Source organism: Capilliphycus salinus ALCB114379 (assembly GCF_047276495.1).
Taxonomy (GTDB): Bacteria; Cyanobacteriota; Cyanobacteriia; order Cyanobacteriales; family Microcoleaceae; genus Capilliphycus; species Capilliphycus salinus.
Genome location: NZ_CP178543.1, coordinates 4,640,989 through 4,663,638 on the forward strand (window position 1 = coordinate 4,640,989; position 22,650 = coordinate 4,663,638).

19 protein-coding genes are annotated in these 22,650 nt (G+C 44.9%); 9 read left to right on the top strand and 10 right to left on the bottom strand.

The annotated features are described in order from the left end of the window. Nucleotides 1-43: 43 nt before the first annotated feature. Nucleotides 44-763, top strand: coding sequence for a metal ABC transporter ATP-binding protein (locus ACL6C3_RS18745; RefSeq protein WP_413160553.1), 720 nt, complete (start codon nucleotides 44-46; stop codon nucleotides 761-763). Nucleotides 764-778: 15 nt separating this feature from the next. Next, nucleotides 779-1,654, top strand: a complete 876-nt coding sequence (locus ACL6C3_RS18750; protein WP_413160554.1) for a metal ABC transporter permease — start codon at nucleotides 779-781, stop codon at nucleotides 1,652-1,654. A 32-nt stretch (nucleotides 1,655-1,686) separates the two neighbouring features. Here the strand turns inward: ACL6C3_RS18750 and ACL6C3_RS18755 are convergent, their stop codons facing one another. From ACL6C3_RS18755 to ACL6C3_RS18775, 5 genes are all read right to left on the bottom strand, one after another. Beyond that, nucleotides 1,687-2,391, bottom strand: coding sequence for a metallophosphoesterase family protein (locus ACL6C3_RS18755; RefSeq protein ID WP_413168363.1), 705 nt, complete (start codon nucleotides 2,389-2,391; stop codon nucleotides 1,687-1,689). 107 nt (nucleotides 2,392-2,498) lie between these two features. Further along, entirely contained in the window at nucleotides 2,499-3,149 is a 651-nt protein-coding gene (gene folE / locus ACL6C3_RS18760; protein WP_413160555.1) for a GTP cyclohydrolase I FolE, read from the bottom strand. A gap of 67 nt (nucleotides 3,150-3,216) precedes the next feature. Further along, the gene (locus ACL6C3_RS18765; RefSeq protein ID WP_413160556.1) at nucleotides 3,217-4,233 is read right to left on the bottom strand and encodes a CobW family GTP-binding protein; all 1,017 of its coding nucleotides are present in this window, start codon (nucleotides 4,231-4,233) and stop codon (nucleotides 3,217-3,219) included. Between the two features lie 57 nt (nucleotides 4,234-4,290). Further along, nucleotides 4,291-5,106, bottom strand: a complete 816-nt coding sequence (locus tag ACL6C3_RS18770; RefSeq protein ID WP_413160557.1) for a metallophosphoesterase family protein — start codon at nucleotides 5,104-5,106, stop codon at nucleotides 4,291-4,293. Then, entirely contained in the window at nucleotides 5,103-5,882 is a 780-nt protein-coding gene (locus ACL6C3_RS18775) for a GTP-binding protein (protein WP_413160558.1), read from the bottom strand. Before ACL6C3_RS18775 ends, ACL6C3_RS18770 begins: the two co-directional genes overlap by 4 nt. 87 nt (nucleotides 5,883-5,969) lie before the next feature. On the opposite strand from ACL6C3_RS18775, the gene ACL6C3_RS18780 reads away from it, so the two are divergent. After that, nucleotides 5,970-7,169, top strand: coding sequence for an FAD/NAD(P)-binding protein (locus tag ACL6C3_RS18780; RefSeq protein WP_413160559.1), 1,200 nt, complete (start codon nucleotides 5,970-5,972; stop codon nucleotides 7,167-7,169). Between the two features lie 4 nt (nucleotides 7,170-7,173). Here the strand turns inward: ACL6C3_RS18780 and ACL6C3_RS18785 are convergent, their stop codons facing one another. Continuing rightward, a complete protein-coding gene (locus ACL6C3_RS18785; protein WP_413160560.1) occupies nucleotides 7,174-8,403 on the bottom strand; it encodes a DUF1501 domain-containing protein in 1,230 nt (409 codons plus the stop codon). 554 nt (nucleotides 8,404-8,957) lie between these two features. Here ACL6C3_RS18785 and ACL6C3_RS18790 point away from each other — a divergent pair. Both ACL6C3_RS18790 and ACL6C3_RS18795 read left to right on the top strand, forming a co-directional pair. Continuing rightward, the gene (locus ACL6C3_RS18790) at nucleotides 8,958-9,284 is read left to right on the top strand and encodes a hypothetical protein (protein WP_413168365.1); all 327 of its coding nucleotides are present in this window, start codon (nucleotides 8,958-8,960) and stop codon (nucleotides 9,282-9,284) included. 329 nt (nucleotides 9,285-9,613) lie between these two features. Next, nucleotides 9,614-10,870: an LCP family protein gene (locus ACL6C3_RS18795; RefSeq protein ID WP_413160561.1), complete on the top strand. Its 1,257-nt coding sequence runs from the start codon at nucleotides 9,614-9,616 to the stop codon at nucleotides 10,868-10,870. Nucleotides 10,871-11,172: 302 nt separating this feature from the next. Here ACL6C3_RS18795 and ACL6C3_RS18800 read toward each other — a convergent pair whose 3' ends face one another. The 3 genes from ACL6C3_RS18800 to ACL6C3_RS18810 form a co-directional block, all read right to left on the bottom strand. Beyond that, nucleotides 11,173-15,120: a transporter substrate-binding protein gene (locus ACL6C3_RS18800; protein WP_413160562.1), complete on the bottom strand. Its 3,948-nt coding sequence runs from the start codon at nucleotides 15,118-15,120 to the stop codon at nucleotides 11,173-11,175. Between the two features lie 549 nt (nucleotides 15,121-15,669). After that, nucleotides 15,670-17,265, bottom strand: a complete 1,596-nt coding sequence (locus ACL6C3_RS18805) for a protein kinase domain-containing protein (protein WP_413160563.1) — start codon at nucleotides 17,263-17,265, stop codon at nucleotides 15,670-15,672. Between the two features lie 82 nt (nucleotides 17,266-17,347). After that, nucleotides 17,348-18,646, bottom strand: a complete 1,299-nt coding sequence (locus ACL6C3_RS18810; RefSeq protein WP_413160564.1) for an ABC transporter substrate-binding protein — start codon at nucleotides 18,644-18,646, stop codon at nucleotides 17,348-17,350. A 43-nt stretch (nucleotides 18,647-18,689) separates the two neighbouring features. Here ACL6C3_RS18810 and ACL6C3_RS18815 point away from each other — a divergent pair, with 43 nt between their 5' ends. Then, nucleotides 18,690-19,442 (top strand): class I SAM-dependent methyltransferase, encoded by a 753-nt coding sequence (locus tag ACL6C3_RS18815; RefSeq protein WP_413160565.1) that lies wholly within the window; start codon nucleotides 18,690-18,692, stop codon nucleotides 19,440-19,442. On the opposite strand, the gene ACL6C3_RS18820 is transcribed toward ACL6C3_RS18815, so the two are convergent. Beyond that, nucleotides 19,425-20,093 carry a cupin gene (locus tag ACL6C3_RS18820; protein ID WP_413160566.1) on the bottom strand — a complete coding sequence of 223 codons (669 nt, stop codon included), beginning with the start codon at nucleotides 20,091-20,093 and terminating at the stop codon, nucleotides 19,425-19,427. The two genes, ACL6C3_RS18815 and ACL6C3_RS18820, sit on opposite strands and share 18 nt — an antisense overlap. A gap of 303 nt (nucleotides 20,094-20,396) precedes the next feature. On the opposite strand from ACL6C3_RS18820, the gene ACL6C3_RS18825 reads away from it, so the two are divergent. The 3 genes from ACL6C3_RS18825 to ACL6C3_RS18835 all read left to right on the top strand — a co-directional run bounded on the left by ACL6C3_RS18825 (nucleotide 20,397) and on the right by ACL6C3_RS18835 (nucleotide 22,601). Then, nucleotides 20,397-20,921 (top strand): TlpA family protein disulfide reductase, encoded by a 525-nt coding sequence (locus tag ACL6C3_RS18825; protein WP_413160567.1) that lies wholly within the window; start codon nucleotides 20,397-20,399, stop codon nucleotides 20,919-20,921. Between the two features lie 49 nt (nucleotides 20,922-20,970). Further along, nucleotides 20,971-21,822 carry a cytochrome c biogenesis CcdA family protein gene (locus ACL6C3_RS18830; protein ID WP_413160568.1) on the top strand — a complete coding sequence of 284 codons (852 nt, stop codon included), beginning with the start codon at nucleotides 20,971-20,973 and terminating at the stop codon, nucleotides 21,820-21,822. 74 nt (nucleotides 21,823-21,896) lie between these two features. Beyond that, nucleotides 21,897-22,601 (top strand): calcium-binding protein, encoded by a 705-nt coding sequence (locus ACL6C3_RS18835; RefSeq protein ID WP_413160569.1) that lies wholly within the window; start codon nucleotides 21,897-21,899, stop codon nucleotides 22,599-22,601. The last annotated feature ends 49 nt before the right edge of the window (nucleotides 22,602-22,650 follow it).

Sequence of the window (22,650 nt, forward strand, 5' to 3'; positions counted from 1 at the left end):
CTGTTACGATAATGATTATCATTATGTTACACCAAGATGAACGATGTTAGAAGTTCTGCATCTGGCGGTCAACTACCGGGGGGTTTGTGCGGTCGAGGATGTCAGCTTTCGCCTGGAAGCGGGTCAACTGGTGGGGATTATCGGGCCGAATGGTGCGGGTAAAAGTACGATGCTGAAGGCGATGTTGGGGTTAATTCCGGCGTCGGAAGGGGTGATCCGCTATCATCAACGGTCTTTAAAAGATCAACTCGCCCGGGTTGCTTATATTCCGCAGCGATCGCAAATTGATTGGGATTATCCGATCTCGGTTAAAAATGTGGTAATGATGGCGCGTACCCGCCACACGGGATGGTTTCGGTCGCCTTCTCGCTACTCTCAAGAAGTGGTAAAATCGGCGTTAATGAGGGTGGAAATGTGGGAGTTAAAAGACCGACAAATTGGCGAACTTTCTGGCGGTCAACAGCAGCGAGTTTTTTTGGCTCAAGCCCTGGCACAAGAGGCGGAATTGTTCTTTTTTGATGAGCCGTTTGTGGGGGTGGATAAAAAGACGGAAGCGGTGATTTTTGAGGTGTTTGATGAGTTGAAACACCAGGGCAAAACTTTGTTGGTTGTCGGCCACGAATTGGGGGAAGTTTCCCGCCAGTACGACCGATTTTTGCTGATCAACAAACACATCATCGCCGAGGGAACCCGTTCGCAAGTAATGACCGCAGAAAATCTACAAAAAGCCTACGGAGATAATGTAATTTTATTGCGGGGTTAAATGGGGTGATTATTAATGAATTGGTTTACCGATCCGCTCAGTTTTGAATTTATGCGCCACGCCGTACTGGTGGCGGTTTTAATGGGGATTTTGTGTCCGGTTGTGGGCAGTTATTTAATTGTGCAGCGCATGGGATTGTTGGGAGATGTGATCGCCCACGCGGTTTTACCCGGACTGGCGATTGCGTTTTATTTGGGGATTGATATTTTTCTGGGGGCGTTTATTTCGGGAACACTCAGCACGTTAATTATTGCTTGGATTCAATCCCAATCTCGGGTCAAAATAGATGTGGCTATGGCTTTGGTATTTTCGGGGTTTTTGGCTTTGGGAATTTTGCTGATTACGGTTCTCGAAAGCAAGCTGGATTTGCACAGTTTTCTGTTTGGGGATATTTTGAGCGTCACCACCCAGGATGTTGTCAGAACGTTAATAATTACGCTATTTATTTTACTCTGCGTTCGGCTGTTTTACAAGGAACTTTTGTTTTATACGTTCAATCCTTTGGGAGCGCAGGCGATGGGATTGCCGGTAAATTTAATTAATATTGGCTTGGTTTCTGCGATTACTTTAACGATTATTGCCAGTATGCAGGCGGTGGGGGTTGTGCTGGTGGTTTCGCTGTTAATTGGTCCGGCAATTACGGCTTATTTGTTGGTGAAAGAACTGCATCAAATGATGGGATTGGGGGCAATTTTTGGCATTTTTAGCAGCGTGGCGGGGATGTATATTAGCTACTATCTGAATGTTCCTTCGGGGGCGGCGATTGTGTTGACGGTTTCGGGATTGTTTATTCTGGCTTTGCTGTTCAGTCCTTCCCAGGGAATTTTAACCCGTCCCGAAGCAAACAGTCCCCGATCTGTGCTTCAAAAGTTCAAACAATGGAAACAATAAGGGTTAGAATTACCGATTAATTCTCAGTGTTTTTAGGGAGAATAATAAACGGTCTGAAATTTGATAAAATCGGTACCGGGATGATATAAAGTATAATTTGCTTTTCCCGGTTCTCTGCCTACATTTCCCACCCCAATCACCTGTTTTTTAGAAGGGGTAAAAGTTTGAGTGGGTTGTTGTTCATTAAGAGTTAAAACGGAACTGGAAATTGAACCCGTTTGTAACTCGTACTGAAAAGTTAAACCGGAACGACCACAAAATAAACGGTTTGCTTCGACCCGTTGAAGCCGATCTAACAATTTCCAAGGGGGCGTTTCCGGGGTTAATTCATCGCCCACATTAACGCTGCTTCCGTGAATCAACAAACAATCCAATTCAAAAAACCCAAAATGTTGTTGTCTCAGCCATTGAACCGTTTCTCTGGAAACACAATCCCACAATAATTTTACCCCATCCGCTCCATATTTTTCTCTTAATTCTGTCGCCTCTACATTGCCGCCCAAACCGTACAAATTAAAACATTGTTCTTCCCACCACCCGATACAAACTTGCGGGGTTAATTCTCCGTTCCGGGGTTCCCTCACCCGTTCGACAACCGCTTCACTTTGGGGATTCAGTCCGACTAAATCTCCCAAAATATACAATTCTTCGACAGGAAAATTCTGTCGTTTCAAATCATTAATCACCGCTTCATAAGCCTTGAGATTTCCCTCAATTCCACTTAAAATTGCCCACATTTTAACTTGCTGTTTCCCGGTAAATTTGATAAAATAGAGATGGGAATACATCCCACCCCTATCAATAGCACGCGAAAAGTTCGAGAATTAAAATTGGAGAATTAAAACTAACTCCAACTGGGAGTATGGCGGATCAAACTCATAAATTCTTGGCGAGTTTTTGCATCCTCAGCAAATACGCCCCGAACCGCACTCGTAGAAGTCCAAGAACCGACTTTCTGAACGCCCCGCATCACCATACACATATGGCTGGCTTCGACAACAACAGCCACACCTTTAGGCTTTAATAAACCCTGCAAAGCGTCCGCAATTTGAGCGGTTAATCGTTCTTGAACTTGCAACCGTCTGGCGTACATTTCACAGATGCGGGCGACTTTAGATAATCCTATCACTTTTCCATCGGGAATGTAAGCCACATGAGCGCGGCCTAAAATCGGCAAAATATGATGTTCGCAAGAACTAAAAATATCGATATCCCGCACCAACACCATTTCATCGGTTTGTTCGTGAAAAATCGCTCCATTCAGCAATTCATCCAGGGATTGATGATAACCGGATGTCAGAAATTTTAAGGCTTTAACAACCCGTTTGGGGGTATCTTTTAAGCCTTCGCGGTCCGGATTTTCTCCGAGTCCGAGTAGCAACGTCCGCACCGCTTGACGCATTTCTTCTTCGGAAACCGGGGGTTCAGATTGAGTTTTTAAATTCGGTAAGTTCCCGTTTTGATTTCCCTTCGGCGAGGAGTTTGCTAAGGTCATAGAGTTAGAGTTTTGTTCCTAAAGTAAACGACAAGTTTTTACAATTCAATTAAACACAAACTAGAATTTAAAACAATTTTAAACCCATGGCTTGTGCCAATTTACTCGGCTGTAAAACCAAACAGTTATTCAACTGTTGGCGGATTTTATTGGCATCTAAATGACGGCCAATAAACACAATCTGGTTCAGGGGCGAACTCGGCCATTCTTCGAGTTGGATATCGTACCGAGGCCCGCTGAGTTGGAAAATGTGGCGCATTTCGCTATTATTGAACCAGAGAATTCCTTTCGCCCGAAATACTTCTGCGGGCATTTCTTCGGTTAAAAATTTCTCGAATTTGTCGATATCAAAGGGGGAATAGCTTTTGAAGGGAACGGAGACAAAACCATCGGTTTGTAAGTGAGGGGAATGGCGATGTTCTTCTGCGGTTTGATACTGTTGAACAGGGGTGAGGCTAACATCTAAAATTAAAGGAAGCGGAACTTTAGCCTGTTGGGTTTGTAGAATTCTCGCACTCGGTTTAACGGTTTTGATATAACGTTCCAATCCTTCTACTTTTTCTGGGAAAGCCAGGTCTGTTTTATTTAAAATTACCACATCCCCGTAAGTAATTTGTTTGAGGGCGGCTTCGCTGTCAAAATGTTCGGGTGTAAAGGTTTCTGCATCGACGAGGGTAATAATAGAATCCAGGCGAGTTAGTTCCCGGAGTTCCGTCCCCAAAAAGGTTAAAATAATCGGCAACGGGTCGGCAACTCCCGTGGTTTCAATCACCATGTAATCGACTTGTTCTTCTCGTTCTAAAACCCGATAAACCGCATCGACCAAACCTTCATTAATTGTGCAGCAAATACAACCGTTACTCAACTCTACCATGTCTTCTTCTGTGGAGATTAACAGTTGAGCGTCAATGTTAATATCGCCAAATTCGTTCACCAAAACCGCAACTTTTAAGTCCTGTTTGTTGGCGAGAATTTCATTCAACAGGGTAGTTTTTCCGCTTCCCAAAAAACCCGTAATAATGGTCACGGGCATTCCCCGTTTGGGAATATCCGGGGCGGAGGAGGGGAGAGTTTCCATAGACATTGTTCGGCCGGAAGGTTTGCAAGAATGATAACAGTTATCAAAATTGAAAGCAAGCTTTTAGCGCTCACAGACGTGAGTGGGGTCATCCGCCTTTTCCGCATATTCCAAACCTCGGGCTAAACGCCAAGCAAAAATGGGCGGTAAACCTTTTTCGATGATGGCGGCACAGGTTTTTTGATAATCATATTCAACCTCCCGCAGCGTTGCCCCCTGAGTCTCGGTATCATAAATCACATAGGTGGCGTTGGGGCGACCGTGACGGGGTTCTCCGACGGAACCGACGTTAATAATGTGTTTTAAAGGGGTGGTAAAACTGAGGTTTTGTTCATCGTTTAAATGGGGTTGATTAATTTTGACTTGAAGCTGACCCCCTTCTAACTTGCGAAGATAAGGGATATGAGTGTGACCACAAAATAGCACATCCGCCTCGGCCGATAAGACTCGTTCTAGGGCGGTAAATGCGTCCATATTCGGCATTAAATATTCGTGGTTGCTGTGGGGCGAACCGTGAACAAAACAGAGATTTTCTGTTTTTAAAGTTAGGGGAAGTTGGGCTAAAAATTCGCGAGTTTCGGGATAAATATTGTTGTGCGTCCACTCGTGGGCGAAACGTCCCCGACGTTCGGCTAACAGCGACGGATAACTGCATTCGCAAGCATTTAATCCTTCTACAATATCTTCATCCCAACAGCCTTGAACGGTGGGAATATCGAGGGAACGAATTTGTTCGACGACGGCGTGAGGAAAGGGACCGTAACCGACCAAATCTCCCAAACAATATATTTTTTCCGCCTTTTGTTCGTCGATATCTAATAAAACGGCATTTAACGCTTCATAGTTTCCGTGAATGCAAGAAATGACTGCTATTTTCATGGGGTGACTTCCTCCTCGGTTTGTAATGAGGTTTGAATTTGTTGTTGATAATAATCAATTTGGGATTCGGGGATGAAGCAATATTTCAGGGTTTGGGAGATTTCTTTGAGTTGCAAATTAAATCCGACAATTTCCAAACCGCTAAACCGTTCGGGTCTTCCGGTTAACCACAGGGGAACCTCCAAAGCTACAAATTCTTGATTGATTGTTCCCGCTACAAAATCCCCATAAATCGATTCTCCGCTAACAATATCAAAAATTCCTTTTGCCCGAATGACTTCCCCGTAAGCCCCTTGAATGAGTTCAAACCAAAACAGGGTTAAACTCGTCCAGTCAATAATTTCTCCGGTGAGTAGGTTGCGATGAATTTGTACGGAATAATTATTGATTTTACTGAAAGGTTCGGCAATGTTTTGATTTCCTAAAATCGCCGAATCTGCCCAGTTTTCCCATTCTGTATTTTCAGAGGATGAGGGGATGATGGCGATGCGTTTTGAGTTTAATCGGGTTAGTAAAGGTTCTACGGAAGATAGGTCGAAATGCCAGGGAATCTCGATATAAGTGGTTGATACTAACTCGGGATTAAATAGTTGTAATTCCTCGCCCGAGGTGAAAATTTGCACCTGGGGAAATTCGCTAGCCAGACAAGTCCCATCAATGACAACAGAATCCTCTCCGGGGTTGAAATAGCCAACGGGTTCTGTGGTTTTGCTAATTTGTTCTCGTATCCAGTGGGTTTTACCCGCACCCGGCGGGCCAGTAACCGCAGTAATCATCGCCGCTTCCTTTCGGGAACAATAATCATTATTATAGATAGATATAGCAAAAAATGAGAACCATTATCAAATTATTGACCCGGATTTATGTCTGACTTCGTTTCCGTTGCGATTATCGGTGCCGGCCCTCACGCCTTGACCTTAGCCGCCCACCTGCTGCAAAAACAGCCAATACACGGTAAAATCAGGGTTTTTGACCCCAGCGGGGTGTGGTTGAGTCGGTGGCATCATCAGTTTGCGGCCCAGGACATTCCCCATTTGCGTTCGCCTGCGGTTCATCACCCCGACCCCAACCCCTTCGCCCTGCGAAAATTTGCTGAGAATCGTTCTCACGAGCTATTTCCCCCCTACGACCTCCCCGGAACCAAGCTATTTGAGGATTTTTGTGGGGATGTAGTCCGACGCTGGCAACTGGCGGAGGGAGTTTGTGCGGCGCAGGTGGTCGGTATTCTGCCGTTGCGGGGGTTGAGGGGAACTCGGTTTGAGTTGCTTTTGGCAGACGGGCGGACGGTTCGGGCGAGACGGGTGGTTTTGGCGACGGGAGGGGGTGAGGTTCAGCTTCCCGACTGGGCGGGCAAGATTCCTTCGCCTTTTCCCCCGGAACGGTTGGTTCACAGCCAACAGGTTGATTTGCGATCACTTTATCCGGCCGGGGAACGGGTTCTCATCGTTGGGGGCGGTTTGACGAGCGCTCACCTGGCGGTGGGGATGATGGCACGGGGAGCAACGGTGACGCTGATGGTGCGCCGACAGTTGCGGGAGAAGCTGTTTGACGCCGAACCCGGCTGGTTGGGGCCGAAGTATCTCAAAGGGTTTGAAGCGGAGTCCTGTTGGCGGGTGCGATCGCAGATGATTCAACAGGCAAGAGATGGCGGTTCTATCACTCCCAATCTGATGATACAGCTAAGGCGGGCAATCCGTCAAGGAAAATTAATTTTGTGGGAAAATTGTCAGGTTAAAGCGGCAATTTGGGAGAAGAATTGGCGGGTAAAATGCGATCGCGGCGAGCTTGAATTTGACCGGATTGTGTTAGCAACGGGAACTCAACTTGATGCCAGTCAGCACCCGTTACTTCAGAAGATTTTGCCCGTTTATCCCGCAGAAATTGTGGACGGTTTGCCCGTTTTAGATCGGCATTTGCGCCTTCCGGGTTGCGAGTTATTCCTAATGGGAGGATTGGCGGCTTTGCAACTGGGGCCAGTCGCCCGCAATTTGGCCGGGGCTAGGATGGCTTCCGGGCGAATTGTTCCGGCAATTGTTAAACCCAGTTTAGCATTAACCGCCTAAAGAATCAAGCAAATAAAGATAGGGTTTCTGCGGGTTTATAGCCGGGGAAAATTCGATCAATTTGGTTGGGTTTGACTCGAAATTGATTCAATAAAACCGTCGAAACCACCTCTCGAAAATCCGTTGTAATTGTCAAATCTCGACCTTCATAACGTTCGGATTCCGATAAACCCGGCCACTGACCGTAAACTTTCCCCCCCCGCAGCGAACCGCCGAAAATCCACATCGCATTTCCCCGTCCGTGATCGGTGCCGCCATTGCCATTTTCTGCAACGGTTCGACCAAATTCGGACACCACTAAAATTGTCGTATCGGCGTAATTTTCACCCAATCTATCCACCAACGTTACTAACCCTTCTCCTAAGTTTTTTAGGCGGTTTGCGAGTTGACCTTGACTCGAACCTTGGTTAATATGAGTATCCCAACCGCCCACATCCATAAACGCCAATTGAATACTCGGATCTCGCACCATTAAACTCGCGAGTTGTCGAGTTTCTCCGGCGAAACCTTTCGGAAGCGGGGCGCCATTATTCGCCTCCTCCATTTCCGCTTCCAGTTTTTTTAATAATGTATCTCGGGCGGCGCGACCTTCTTGGTAAGCCAAACTCAGCGGATCGTTACTGGCGTAGAGTTGATCGAAAGCCGACTGAATTTTATCTTGGTCGATGGGGAGTTTACGAGTAGAATTTCCTTGTAGGGAGATATTGCTCGCAGACTCTTTTCCGGCTAAAATAAAAGGTAAATTTGAACCCACGCTGACCGCTTCTACTGGTGTTTGTCCCGGTAAAATAGCCAACATTCGATTCATCCAACCTTCTACCGTTTTTTTGTTTCCGGGTGTGCCGGATTCCATGTATTTTTGAGCATCAAAATGGGAGCGAGTTTCGTCGGGCGAACCGCAAGCGTGAACAAAGGCTAAAGTTCCGTCTTTCCAAAAGGGAATAAGCGGAGATAAAGCCGGATGTAAACCAAAATTTCCATCGAGATCTAACGCCCCCTTTTCCTTTCCGGGTTGAGGAATGGCTATAGTGGGTCTGACTTCATAATAATCGGTTTCAGCATGGGGAACGACGACATTTAACCCGTCAATTCCTCCCCGCAGAAAAACCACAACCAAACGTTTGGGGTGGGGAGTCGTGGCGAGACTTTTGGCGATCCAAGTGTGACTTCCAACGCTGGCGATCGCAGTGGTTCCAAAAATGCCTAAACCTTTTAAAAATTGGCGTCTATCCATTATTTTTTTGATCCTAAGTTAATCAATGAATTTAGAAAAATATCCTGATAGTCTTCACCCCAATTTGAAACATCAGTTATTCCGGGTTAGCTGCAAAGACCGATCCGATTCTACGCAACTGACCCATAACCCCATTGATTCACCCAGACATCCCTTAGTTCCGTTTCTTTTTAATCATGCAACTTTTTCTGATCCCCCCGGCTTCGCCACCCCAACCCCCCTTTTTAAGGGGGGATTAAGGGGGGATCAAGGGGGGTTGGGGGGATCAATTAGATGCAGCTTCATAAAGAATTGGTATAAGTTCCGTTTTTGTTGTAAATCTCTACTCCTATTTTAGAAGGAATTGATAATTTTGTCTAGATCGAATCATTATTGTGAGGACTTAACATGGTTTTAAAAATACGTGAAAGCGGCTATAAAATAAGGGATAAGGGATAAGGGATAATGGATAATGGATAATTGATCAGGGATAATTGATCAGGGATAATTGATCAGGGATAATTGATAATGTTGGACGGTTTGGATTACCTTTTAACAGCCAATTAGAAAAGATAATCAAAGCCTTTCAAACCGAAAACGGACTCCCCGTTGATGGAATCGTTGGAGAAGTCACCCAATTCAAACTAGAAAAAGCCATCGCCAAAATAGAAACCCTGGAAAATTATCAAAAAATCTCCGTTCCTCAACCGCCTCTGACGAATGATTCTGGAGATTTTATCGAAGCAAATTGGTTGGAATGGCGAGTGATAACCCCCAACAAATTAAACGCCCGCAGCGGTCCGGGTTTTGATTATAAAGTCGATTTGAGTTTACCATTCGGAACCCCATTTTCTCCCCCCGCCCGACTATTATTATCCCCTCAAATTCGATGGAGTCGGTAAACCCGGGTTAGTCATTCGTTATCAAGGCGCCGCCTTTTTTGTCCGGGCCAATTCTAAATTTATTGAACCCGTAACAAGCTGTTAATTTGAAAGCAGTTATGCTATTTTAAAATAGACCACAAAAACCCGGTTTTTCAAATCAACCGGGTTTTTCATGTACAAAAGGCAAATAATACAGGTTTACATTTCCACTAAAAATGCTATATTACTCTAAACTGTTAACATCAAAAACGGGTCACTGTAAACTGTAAACTGTAAACTGTAAACGGGTTGCGCCTTCTATGACTCCTCCCCTTTCTTCCCCATCACAGTCTCCCTCACGTCGCCGAATGTCCTGGGGTGTTGTTATCGTCCTTTCCGCTTTGTTGTCGGCGATATTAGGCGCAGTTACCGCAGCGTTTTTACCCGCAGACGAGAATACACCCGATCCCGCTTCCAACGTCCTCAACCAATTTTGGCGCGATCGCTTTGACTACAAACTGACCCGTCCGGTTAATATATTAGTAATGGGAATCGATCGCACCGAAGACGCAGAAGCCAACTCCCCCGCAAGCTTTGAAGGACGCAGCGATACAATATTATTAGTACAATTTAATCCCACAGAAAAATCAGTCAATTTATTATCAATTCCTCGGGATACCGAAGTCGAAATCCCCGGCGTGGGAATGGGAAAAATTAACGAAGCCAACTACTGGGGCGGCACCGAATTAGCCACAGAAACCGTCCGCCAAACCCTCAATCAAATTCCCATTCATCGCTACGTTAGGGTGAGTAGCGGTGCGTTTAAAGAGTTAGTTGATTTGTTGGGCGGCGTCGATGTATTTATTCCAAATTCCATGTCTTATATCGACAATACCCAACAGTTGAAAATCGATTTATCCCCCGGATGGCAAACAATTGATGGTGAACAAGCCGATCAATTCGCCCGTTATCGCAGCGATGCTTACGGCGATATTGGACGCATTCAACGACAACAAGCCTTAATGCAAGCCATACAAAATCGGTTACAAAATCCCAACATCTTACCCCGTTTACCCCAAATCATTCGGGTGATGGAAAAATACGTTGATACCGATTTAAGCTTTAATGAAATCCTCAGTTTAGTTAACTTTGGTTTGAATTTAGAACCCGAACAATTTAAAATGGTAACATTGCCCGGACGGAGTAGCGGCGCCGAAGAAGCTTATAGCAGTTATTGGATCGTTGATGAAATCGAACGCGATCGCATTGTAGCAGAATATTTTCAAGAAGATACAGACAATTATTCGGCAACAGAATCGGACTCAACCTCAGAAAAATTACCCCCCGATACCAAAATAGCCATTCAAAATGCGTCGGGAAACTCCCAAGCCGGCGAAAAAATAGCCGACGCTCTAGCAGACCAAGGCTATTATAATGTATATGTAGTCCCCGACTGGCCGGACGAACAGCGTCAAACGGAAATTATCGTCCAACGGGGTGATTTATCCGGCGCCAAAGCCTTAAAAAATCAGTTGGGTTGGGGAAAAATAGAAGCATCTTCTACGGGGGAAATTGGGTCAGATTTAACCTTAAGAATCGGGTCGGATTGGGCGAATTATTTTTAATGTTTTTTTGAAAGATCAGGTTTTTTTATGATGATTAAAAATATTGACAAAAATGTATTAAGATATGGTTTCAATGCAATTCTATTAATTTTCCTTGCAATATTATGGGTTCTTTTAACTGCAAAACCCGCATTAGCAAGCTATTAAACGTCACCGTTGTTACGACGTCAAAAATCATTTTCATCTCTAATTAAATATTTAATATGGCGTTTCTCAGAGTAATGAAGTACAGTAGAGACTAAAAAACCCGCTTTCTCAGAGAAAGCGGGTTTATGGGATGTACGCGATCGCCACAACAGTAACTACATTCTTCCTTTTAGCCAATAAGTAACCATCCGACCAATTCCTTTGACATCAATTAACCCCCGTTCCTCAAAAAGATACTCATCTTTTAATAAATTATAAGTCGCTTGTGTCACTTGAATTTTACCCGCTTCCCCGTGCGACTCCATCCGCGACGCCACATTCACCGCATCACCCCACAAATCATAAATAAACTTGCGAGTCCCGATCACCCCCGCCACCACAGGTCCGGTATTAACTCCAATTCGCAGACGAAACGGTTGACCATCATAGCGTTGAAAGCGGCGAATTTCCCGTTGCATATCCAAAGCCATTTCAGCGATCGCCTTAACATGATCGTCTTTCGGCGTCGGTAAACCCCCGACAACCATATAAGAATCCCCAATCGTTTTAATTTTCTCCAAATCATGTTTTTGGGCCAACCCATCAAACGCCGAGAAAATCTCATTGAGATGATCGACCAATTCACTGGGTGAAATTTTGGCAGAAAATCCGGTAAAATCAACAATATCGGCAAACATAATCGTCGCCTGATCGAAACGTTCGGCGATGGAATGGGGTGCCTGTTTGAGACGTTCGGCAATCGATCGCGGTAAAATATTCTGTAACAAACGCTCGGATTTTTGCTGTTCAACCCGCAGCGCATCCAACACCCGTCGGCGTTCAGTGGTGTTACGGGCTACCCAAATTACACAATTATTTGGCATTGGAGAAACCGTCGCCGCAAACCAAACCAATTCTGTACTTTCCGGGTTGAGGGGAGAATTAGAACTCGGCAATAAACCCGATTCCGGCTCTAGAGGTAAGCTATACTCAACATTGAGGGTTTTTCCTGTTTCCAGTACCCTTTGAATGTGACTGTAAAACATTCTGGCTTGGGCGGGAGGAAACACTTCAAACACACTTTTTCCCAGGCGATCCGGTGTCGGACTGTACAAAATTTCGGCGTTGGTGGTGACAATTTTTTTATAATTTCCTTGGGCATCAAACACCGTAATCACATCCGTCATCGCCGCAAATAACGCCCTTAATTCCGCTTCCGACGATCGCAAAGCCCCTTCTATTCTGCGCCGTTCTCCTATTTCGCGAACCAATTCGGCCGTGCGTTCTTCAACCCGGGATTCCAAAGCATCCATCGCCTGTTGCAGCGCATCTTCGGCCTGTTTGCGTTCGGTAATATCCACCACTGTTCCTTCATAATACAGCAGTTTCCCCCCATTATCGCGTACAGCCGAAGCATTTTCCGAAATCCAACGTAACTGACCGTCTACCCGGCGAATTTGCGACTCAAAATTCACAACCGCACCCTGTTGTTCAATCAACTGTACAAATTCCTGACGGCGATAGCAATCAACATACAATTGATTACCCACATGAGTCAAATTCTTGATTAAATCTTCAGCAGAAGCAAACCCATAAATTCGCGCCAAAGCCGGGTTAACACTGATAAAACGCCCTTCAGGTGTGGTTTGAAAAATCCCCTCAACCGCATTTTCAAAAATACTGCGATAATTCGCCTCAGCTTGTTTGCGGGCGGTAATATCAATCCCCACAAAAAACGCCGCTTTCTTCTGATTATATTTGTGAGCAACAATCAAATAATTTCGCCGTTCACCTTTCACCATTGAGATCACTTCTCGTTGAGCATCCAATTTTTCGCTCGTGAAGAAATCGCGCACAAACTGATTAAATTGAGGGCTAACATCTAAAAACCCAATATGCCGATTAACAAAATCCTCCGGTTTTAATTCAAACGTATCCGCCAGATAACGATTGACACCCAAATAATGCAAATCTGAACTAATCCAAGAAACCGTTCCCGGTACAACATCTAAAACCGCTTGTAACTGAACTTGAGTATTTTCTAAAGCCGCCTCCGCCCGTTTTTGGTCGGTAATATCAATCCCGACAATAAACGCTTCTTGATTTTGATTGTACTTTTGAGCAACTAAAATAAAATTTCGCCGGTCCTCTCGAACCTTTACAGAAATCTCCCGATAAGTATGAAGTTCCGGTTTGGAAAATAACTCCTGAACAAACTGACTAAACTGTGTACCTCCCCCCAAAAAACCAATCGGTTGATTGGCAAAATCTTCGCGAGAACGGCTATGAATATCGGCGAGATTTTGATTAACTTCAATATAACGCAAATCCGAACTCACCCAAGAAGCCGTTCCCGGTACCGCTTCTAAAACCGTTTGTAAACGAACATTGGCTTTCCTCAACGCTTCTTCAGCCCGCCGACGTTCGCTAATATCAATCCCCACCACAAACGCCGCTTGATTATCATTATATTTACGAGCCACGACTAAATAATGACAAGGTTGCTCGTCAATATTCGCCATCACTTCCCGAGACATTTCCGTTTCCGGGCTGGCAAATAATTTTTGAACAAAATCATTAAAATCCGAGCTAGTTCCCAAAAATCCAATATGTTGACCTGCAAATTTTTCGCGAGGCATTTGAAACATATCGGCGAGTTTTTGATTCACCTCAATATAGCGCAGATCCGACTGAATCCAAGAAACCGTTCCCGGTACCGCTTCTAAGACCGCTTGTAAACGAGTATTCGCCGACATCAACGCTTCCCGGGCTTGTTGATGTTCGACAATTTCTTGAACCAATTGATCGTTAGATTCTTTCAAAGCCGCTGTCCGTTCTTCAACGATGTGTTCGAGTTGTTCGTTGATTTGTTTGAGTTGTTCTTCAAACTGTTTGCGGGCTTCAATTTCTGCTTTTAATTGGGCTTGGGTGGCTTCGAGTTCAATCGATTTTTGTTCGAGTTGTTCGGCCCGTTCAATACTGTGACTGACTTCGGCTAGCAAATGCGTGACCATTTCCGAGGTGTTGAAATGACCTTCTTCAAATCCCAGCCAGGGTAAGGGTTTAATTCGATTCGGTGTAGAGTATATCACTTCAAATTGTCCGTTGGGTAAGGCTTGACCAATCCGACAAACTTTGGAAACATGATGATTGGGTTTGATACAGACAAATCCTCCCGGAGCCGCAAAACTGACTCCGTAGGCCGCTACCCGAATGCGATCGCAATCAAAGGAATTTGCCAATTCTACCGCCTGTTTCCACAGATAAACTTGGGTGTAAGCCGCTTCGATGGGATCGCTCGTTACCCGATGTTGGCCATATCGGGCTTGAAAGTTGGCGACAAATTGCCGATTTTCTGGAGTGTCGAGATTTTGAAAGTAACTCCAGCAGCTTAAATGACCCACTGCGGCTTCTCCGATTTCTTGCAGTTCCGTTTCCGTCACCGAGGTGGCCAGAATCGGGATGTCTTCGCGGCTTAAACCCGCCTGTTGAAATTGACGGTAAAACGCTACGTTGCTATCCCCGGTTAACGTGTTGAAAATTAGATCCGGTTGGGCTTGTCGGATACGAGTAATAATTGCGCTAAAATCCTGGGTTCCCAGAGGTGCATAGGCTTCACCGACGACCTTTCCTCCCAGTGCGTTGAGTTGAATTTTGACTAATTTATTCACCGTATGGGGGAAAACATAGTCCGAACCCAGTAAATAAAATCTTGATCCCAGATTTTGCATTAACCAATTGACCGTCGGTTCGACTTGTTGGTTGGCGCAAGATCCGGTATGAAAAATATTCGGGGAGTTTTCTAATCCTTCGTAGTGGACGGGATACCACAGTTGAGCATTGTAGGCTTCCACAACCGGTTTGACGGCTTGACGGGCGGCTGACGTCCAACAGCCAAACAGAGTCGAAACCCGATCGTGCTGAATCAGTTTTGTCGCTTGGGCCGCAAATTTGGCCGGATCGGATGCGCCGTCTGCAATGACGGGTTCGATCACCTGGCCTAAGACACCTCCGGATTGATTAATTTCAGCGATCGCCATTAATTCAGCATCAACGAGCGGAGATTCGCTAATTGCCATCGTCCCACTCAGTGAATGCAATATTCCGACTCGTACACCTGGCATAGCTTGTCATTGGTTTAAAGAACAATCACCCCGGACGGGGTTTTCTGTTTGCACCCTGTTGTTCTAGAACCGATTTATGTCGAATACCATCGCACATCACGCTTGAATTTCAAATAGGCGGTGGGTGTAGATTGCTTAAATCTACTCCGGCGCACGATCCTAGAAATCCTTTGGATACATTGACTTTTTGGCTATGGAGACATTGTAGGCAATGTCTGTTGATCTACCCATCACCCCTCTCGAATGGCTTTAAGTGCTTTTTCTTTTCAGAATCTTTCACTCTTAGCCATTCCCAAATAAAACTTCCCTGAGATAAAAATAGTTCAGAAGCACAGTGATCATGCTTCCTAATCTTTCAATCCAATTTGAGTTTTTCGCTTCAACTGTACCCACATTTTATAGCATTTGGAGAACAGTTTTTAGGTTAAAAATCGATAAACAATCGGCGATTCTCTGGATGCTCACCCCGAGCCTGTAGATTTCATAATCTTTCTATATTACCATTTTTGTCAAAAATATTAACGATTTTTTAGAGAAGTTAACACTACTTTACACAATTCCGCAATCAACCACCCGCTCGGACATGATCTGAGCGTGTCGCCACCACTGGCCCGAACCCACAATCCCCATGCGGGACGGTAAATGGCCAATGGGAGCCGAACGATCAAATCTAAAGCCGGCTGTTGGGTGATGAGGATTGTAACTCAACCAACCGAGGCTGGCGCAAAATAGAGCATAATCCCCCTCAACCTCCTCATAAATGCGAGTCTGGACGCTAAAGCCAAACTGTCCGCGACTGTACTTGACCCACAGGCGATCGATTGTTTGCAAATCCTGACAAGGCAATTTTTTTAACTCTTGGGGATGAAGATAACAAGAACTCCGATAACCCAACGCCTGACCCAAAACCAACCAAGTTTCCTCATCTGCGGCTTTCCACTGGTGAGTCGCCAAAAGACGCTGTAACTTGGTATAATCGACCCCAACCGCCGAATCAAGCTCATCGTTCAAAGGACTCAAAGCCGGTAAAAATTGACTGACAATATCCGGTAATCTCCAACCCGATAAAGACAGAGACTCCGAAGATCTTTGGCGAGACGGCGATCGCTTCACCGGAGTCAACCCTGTAGAAGTCGAAAGTTTTGGCTTATTCATCGCTTGTAAAACAATATCGGCGCTGGCGTAGCGATCTTCTAGCTTAAAAGCAACCAAACCATCCAAAATCTTCCCCAAACGTTCACTCACCCGATGTTGAGACGTCAGAAACTCACGCCAAACCCAACATTGCTTATCCTCATCGTACAACTGCCAAGGCGAAACACCCGTCAGCAAATACAAACAACTCGCCCCCAACCCATACAAATCACTCGCCGCAAACGCCTTACCTCGGGTTTGTTCCGGCGCCATAAACTCGGGAGAACCCACCACCGTTCCCGTTTGGTTCATCGCCGTCTCACTCAGCAGTTTCGCCACCCCAAAATCAATTAAAACCCATTGCTGTTCCTTGCGGCGTACAGGCGGCAAATTTACAGAAACCGATGATAAACTGGTCTTAGAAAGAGCGCTGCGAGAAACAATCAATTCGACCGGTTCAAACGCCCCAATTTCCCCTTCCCCACTCAGGGCAGAACGTCGTAAAATATTGGCAGGTTTGATATCGCGATGGACAATTTGGCGATCGTGAATATATTTCAACACCGGCAGCAAACCCCGCAACAGATCCCAAATTTGCGCCTCGTTAAAGATCCCCTTTTGTTCAAATTCTTGCTCTAAGGTTTTTCCGGCAATGTATTCTTCAACCAGAAAAAGCTGTTGATTTTGTTCAAAATGCGCCAACAGTTGCGGAATTTGCGGATGTTCGCCCAACTGTTCCAAACGCACCGCCTCCTGACGAAACAGTTTAGCCGCTTTTGAGTAACGGTTAACTTGGCGCGCGCCAAAAACAAATTGTTTGATCGCACAGGGCGGTTTAGAAGGAATTTGTTCGTCAACCGCCAAGTAGGTTTTACCAAAACCCCCCTCTCCTAAAAGCTGAATGGGACGATAACGATTTTGCAATAACAGATGTTCGCCGCAACTTTGACAAAATTTTGCTGTATCAGGGTTAACAGGATGCAGACATTGAGGATTAATACAGTAACTCATAACAGATGGTTCCACAGACAAGTTGAATCTCGATCAATATTTTGCCCGGAAGAAGGCAATACGCGATCGGATCGCATCTAGGTTAAAGCATCAGTTTCAGCCGACTTTCCGCCTGTTTTAACGCATCTTGGGGGTTTTCTCCGAGTAAAGACGCTTCGATCGCCCGTCCTAAATTTTCCGATATACGACGGTATCCGGCAAGAATTGGCCGCGATCGCGCCCAGGCCATCTGTTTTAAAAAGATTTGTAAACTCGGTTGTTCGGATAAAAAATCTTGATACTTTTGACTCTGACGGGTTTTCAAATTCACGGGTAAATATCCGGTTCCCAAACTCCACTCGGTTTGAAATTCCTCACTCAACACGTATTCTAAAAACGTCAGGGCGGCTTCTTGCTGTTGGGAGGTGGTTTTCATCACAAACAAATGTTCGCCCCCGACAACGGTCGCCTGTTGGTCTTTGGCGGGAATGGGAAACACGCCGTAATCAATTCCCGCAGACTGCAAAAATCCTAACGTCCAAGGCCCGGTAATTTGCATTGCCACTTTACCGGAAATAAAGTTATCCTGTTCGTAGCCCCGCTCAGGGGGAGAAAGAATCGCCGAACCGTCTTTGAGGAGATCGGACCAAAACTCCAAAGCGGCTAAAGCACCCGGATTCACTAAATCTACTTCGTCATTTTCAATTAATTCTCCATTGGCGCTGTACATAAAGGGTAGCCAGGTAAAAACCGTCCATTCTCCTTTTCCCAGAGGTAAAACTATCCCGTGTCGGTCGAGTTTTCCGTCGCCATCGATATCTTGAGTGAGTTTTTGGGCGGCTTCTGTAAATTCTTCCCAGGTTAAAGGGAGTTTGGTAATTCCCGCTTTTTCAAACAAACTCGGACGATAAAATATAGCGGTATTATTGGTAGCCATCGGAACAGACCAAGTGTGTCCGTTCAGTTCCATTGCTGGCAATAAAGCCGGATCAATTTCTGCTTTAATGGGGGATTTATTCAGCCATTCTTCTATCGGTTCAATGGCGTCGAGTTCAACCAATTGGCCTGTAATTTGCGGACTGTACCACAGAATATCGGGTGAGGCGTTTCCGACAACGGCCGTTAAAATTTTTGGCATTTGTTGATCGGGTTGACCGATATAATAGGCGTTGACGTTAATTTTGGGATGGGTTAGATTAAATTGATCGACTAATTTTTGAAAGACATCTCGGTTGGGCGGGGGATTAATTCCGTGCCAAAGGGTTAAATTGATCGCCCCCGCTTCCGTTGGGGTTTGAGGTTGACAACCGCCACAGATCAACAAGCATATACAGAGGAGAATCACTCCCCAGGTTGTTAACCCCCGATGAGAAATTGGCAAAGACCGAGAGAACATTTCCATGATAAGATTTTATTTTTGGAACTACCTGAGTTTTTTCTTGCTCATGTTATCATTTTCAAAGCCTAGTATTTTACAGAGCTATCAGCAGGATGCTTTTCATCTCAAACAGCACTTGCAAGATTATTTTAACTTGGATCGAACCACTCTCGAAGCACAACTCAAGTCGGGTCAGCAATTGCTCGCCGAACTGGGTCATCGGGATTTTGACTGGGAAAATGCTACTCTATTTTACCGCGAAAAAGTCGGTGAGATGTATTTATTTGAGTTGGGCGCCTGGCATCTGTCGAGTCAAGACTACATCGGAGATACCTTGCGAATCATTGGCGATCATGCTCAAGGGGATGTGTTAGACTTTGGTGGGGGAATTGGCACTCATGCGATCGCTGCGGCTTTGTCTCCCGAAGTGGAACGGGTGATTTATTGCGATATTAATCCCATTAATCAAGCTTTTGTTAGCTATCGGGTGGAACAATTGGGACTGAGTGATAAAGTTAAGATTCGGTCGGAGATTTCATTAGAAAATCAGTTTGATACGATTCTTTGTTTTGATGTTCTCGAACATTTACCCGATCCCTCTCAACAGTTGCTCACGTTTCATAAGTTGATGCGCGATGAAGCTAAAATTATTCTCAATTGGTATTTTTTTAAAGGGGAAAATCAAGAATTTCCTTTTCATTTAGATGATCCGGAAAAAATCGAGCTATTTTTGAGAACCATTCAGCGTCATTTTCTGGAAGTTTTTCATCCCTATTTAATTACCGCTCGCTGTTATCGCAAGTTAATTCTTCCAAACTAATCTCAATTTTAATCGAAGTTCTCTAACCCGGGGGGAGATTGAAAAGACGTTGGCTGTATGGCGATCGCGATTAAACTCGAACCTCTGGTTAAAGTTAGTTTCACCGTACAGGTTAAAGCTAATTGTGGGTTCGTTTCCGATGACTTCGACTTGATGAATGGCATCGGGCATTAAACACAGAATATCACCGGAAGTCAAAACTTGTTCGCCAACTAATTTGATTTGATCGGGGTGTTCAGAAGTTGGCGATCGCTGCCAAAAGGTGTTTTTTTCCTCTCCACTCAACATCGCTACAACTCCCCAGGTAGCGTGATTGTGAATCGGCGAAACACTCCCCGGAGACCAAACAACCGTTTGAATTGTAATCGGAAAATCCTGTTCGTTATAAAGCATTAAAACAGACCAACCCGTTACCGGATCGGGGGGTAAAAAATTAAACTGCAACCACTCAGAACGATTGAGTAAACGACGAACGAGGGGACAAATGAGGTGCAGTCGCTTTTGGTCGTCTTCAACTTGTTCGAGAATATCTTCTAAATCGGTAAGAAAGCGATAAAGCCGATAGGGACGGGATAACTCGCGATCGCGATTGTCTATATCCATTCTAACACATTGCCCCTCATTGTTCGCCAACCAATCTTGTTTGGTCATAACTTTTGACGCCTATTTTTGCGGGAGACTAAACAGATATACTGCTAGCAATGATGCGGGTTAAAAGTGATTTTTCGCTAAAGCCAAGATGAGTTTTTGCTGAGAAATCCTCGAATTGATTGCGGAAGCTTTCACGAGAAAATCATCAGAGTTTCATCAGCCATCAAGCTTGCTTTCATCTTCTACTCATTTTTCGATCCGTTAATGGAGTCAGCTTAAAACAACGACACCGAGAAGAACACTTCTTAACCGTCTAATTAACCGTCTAAAGCCATTTCATTTCAGGTCAAAAAGGATAATTCCATGAAAGTTCAATATCTTGCTACTCTTGCATCCATTTCACTGTTGAGTTTTGGGGCGATCGCAGGTTATGCAAATCCCTGTGCTGCTAAAACTCCCTCAAATACCCGAACAGAAATTAGCACAAATCCCTGTGCGGGCGCAAATCCCTGTGCATCCAAATCTCAGGTTGGTTCAGTTGGCGCACCTCTAGCTGAGGAACTTCAGGGAAAACCTGTGGTGGTTGATATGTTTGCGACCTGGTGTTCGGCTTGCAAAAACATCGCCCCAACTCTAACACAACTCAAAAAAGAATATGAAGGCAAAGCCCATTTTATTGTATTAGATGTCAGCGATCAATCAACCACCGCCAAAGCAGAAGCCAAAGCCAAACAGTTAGGACTCGGGCAATTTTTTGCAGCGAACAAAAGTCAAACCGGTACGGTGACGATTATTGACCCCGCCACAGGTAACATCCTCGCCCAACACAAAAATAACCCGAATCTCGCCGCTTATACCCAAGTTATTGATGCTGCTATTGGGCAATAAATCGGAGAAACTCTCAGTCTGAATTTTGGGCGAATCTCGGGAGAATATTATGAAATTAAGACCTCAGTTATCCGCTGAGAAAACGGTTGAAAAAGGGTTTAAACTCTCGAAAAAATGGCTGATTTATGGGGGATTGGGACTGCTTGCTTTGATTGTCGTGATTACTTTTGGAACGGTCATCAGCACCCCCATTGAACGGGCAATTTCCATCATTGAAAATCGATATCAGCAGTGGTTTATTCAACAAAATACAGCCAATCCCTTTGTATTGCTACCCCTGGCGTTTTTGGGCGGAATCCTGGCCAGCGTATCTCCCTGTATTTTGGCACTGTTGCCCGTCAACCTCAGCTACATCGGCACATTGAAGATTAAATCTCGGTGGGATGCCTTGACAAAAGCGGGTTTGTTTGTATTGGGTGCCGTCACCATTTTGAGTTTATTTGGCTTGGTTTCCTCCTTTGCGGGGGCGGTCATGGTCGAATACCGGGGCTACATCAATATTATCGTCGGTCTGCTGATGGCGGTCATGGGTTTGTGGTTAGTCGGGGTGGTTCAACTCCCTCTACCCCAAACGAACGTGAATTTACCTGGGGCTGGCCCCTACGGGGTGGGATTAACTTTTGCGTTGGTGAGTTCCCCCTGTGCGAGTCCGGTGTTATTTGCGGTGTTGGCTTATGCTGCGGCGACGGGATCTCAGGTTTTAGGGACACTGACAATGGTGAGTTATGCCCTTGGATACACGCTGTTGATTTTCCTCGCCAGTTTGTTTACTGGATTAATCAAACAAAGCAGACGGTTATTGCAACATTCTGAGGGGATTATTCGCTTCGGAAGTCTGGCTTTGATTTTAACTGGAATTTACTACCTTTTTACAGGTCTGAAATGGTTTTCTTGGGGATAAGAACCTAAGTTAATTGGGGTGCCAAATCTTCAAAAGGTCTGATTGTGTTAACGATATTGAAGGAAAGGTAACTGATGACTTCTTTAGGAACAAACGGCGACGATAATTTACTCGGAAGCGATTTTGCAGATTCTATCTTTGGTTTGGATGGAAATGATGTTATCCGAGGAGGCGGGGGAAATGATACCCTATTTGGTGGGCCTGGTAATGATTCGTTAACGGGAAATAATGCCAACTCTGTAACGGGTTTTGCGGGTGATGACTATATTTTTGCGGGTAAAGGAAGCGATCGCCTTGATGGTTTGGGAGGTAATGATACTCTTTTTGGTGATATCGACAGCGATCAAGTTTTTGGTGGCGACGGGTTGGATTTAGTTTTTGGGAATCAGTCTGAGGATACTCTCGATGGGGGTGATGATAATGATACTCTATTTGGCGGTCAGGGAAATGATAGTATAGCGGGAAGTTTGGGTGATGATTGGTTGTTTGGAGATGGCGGGAATGATACTTTGTTTGGGGGAAATGGTAATGATAAATTTGTTTTCAAGCCGGGAGATGGAACAGATATTATTATTAATTATAGTGCGGGTGATAGTATTGTTTTTGATGCCAGCGATGGAATTACTGCGGGTAGTGTAACGCTTGTGGATGGAACGGGTGCTAATAATGGCAGTTTGTTAATTAATTTGATTTCAACGGGTGAAACGTTGGCGATCTTACAAACGACTTCGGTTGCAGAATTTAATAGTATTGGTTTGATTGAAGTTGTGGAAATCTAATTGATCTTAAAAACCCGGTTTCTCCAATAAACTGGGTTTTTGGAACTAA

Excerpts from the sequence above, each read along its gene's own strand:
- ACL6C3_RS18825 (WP_413160567.1), top strand. The coding sequence starts at position 20,397 with ATGAAAGTTCAATATCTTGCTACTCTTGCATCCATTTCACTGTTGAGT.
- ACL6C3_RS18770 (WP_413160557.1), bottom strand. The coding sequence starts at position 5,106 with ATGAAAATAGCAGTCATTTCTTGCATTCACGGAAACTATGAAGCGTTA.
- ACL6C3_RS18830 (WP_413160568.1), top strand. The coding sequence starts at position 20,971 with ATGAAATTAAGACCTCAGTTATCCGCTGAGAAAACGGTTGAAAAAGGG.
- folE (WP_413160555.1), bottom strand. The coding sequence starts at position 3,149 with ATGACCTTAGCAAACTCCTCGCCGAAGGGAAATCAAAACGGGAACTTA.
- ACL6C3_RS18800 (WP_413160562.1), bottom strand. The coding sequence starts at position 15,120 with ATGCCAGGTGTACGAGTCGGAATATTGCATTCACTGAGTGGGACGATG.
- ACL6C3_RS18765 (WP_413160556.1), bottom strand. The coding sequence starts at position 4,233 with ATGTCTATGGAAACTCTCCCCTCCTCCGCCCCGGATATTCCCAAACGG.
- ACL6C3_RS18810 (WP_413160564.1), bottom strand. The coding sequence starts at position 18,646 with ATGGAAATGTTCTCTCGGTCTTTGCCAATTTCTCATCGGGGGTTAACA.
- ACL6C3_RS18785 (WP_413160560.1), bottom strand. The coding sequence starts at position 8,403 with ATGGATAGACGCCAATTTTTAAAAGGTTTAGGCATTTTTGGAACCACT.
- ACL6C3_RS18820 (WP_413160566.1), bottom strand. The coding sequence starts at position 20,093 with ATGACCAAACAAGATTGGTTGGCGAACAATGAGGGGCAATGTGTTAGA.
- ACL6C3_RS18795 (WP_413160561.1), top strand. The coding sequence starts at position 9,614 with ATGTCCTGGGGTGTTGTTATCGTCCTTTCCGCTTTGTTGTCGGCGATA.
- ACL6C3_RS18750 (WP_413160554.1), top strand. The coding sequence starts at position 779 with ATGAATTGGTTTACCGATCCGCTCAGTTTTGAATTTATGCGCCACGCC.
- ACL6C3_RS18775 (WP_413160558.1), bottom strand. The coding sequence starts at position 5,882 with ATGATTACTGCGGTTACTGGCCCGCCGGGTGCGGGTAAAACCCACTGG.
- ACL6C3_RS18835 (WP_413160569.1), top strand. The coding sequence starts at position 21,897 with ATGACTTCTTTAGGAACAAACGGCGACGATAATTTACTCGGAAGCGAT.
- ACL6C3_RS18780 (WP_413160559.1), top strand. The coding sequence starts at position 5,970 with ATGTCTGACTTCGTTTCCGTTGCGATTATCGGTGCCGGCCCTCACGCC.
- ACL6C3_RS18815 (WP_413160565.1), top strand. The coding sequence starts at position 18,690 with ATGTTATCATTTTCAAAGCCTAGTATTTTACAGAGCTATCAGCAGGAT.
- ACL6C3_RS18755 (WP_413168363.1), bottom strand. The coding sequence starts at position 2,391 with ATGTGGGCAATTTTAAGTGGAATTGAGGGAAATCTCAAGGCTTATGAA.
- ACL6C3_RS18745 (WP_413160553.1), top strand. The coding sequence starts at position 44 with ATGTTAGAAGTTCTGCATCTGGCGGTCAACTACCGGGGGGTTTGTGCG.
- ACL6C3_RS18805 (WP_413160563.1), bottom strand. The coding sequence starts at position 17,265 with ATGAGTTACTGTATTAATCCTCAATGTCTGCATCCTGTTAACCCTGAT.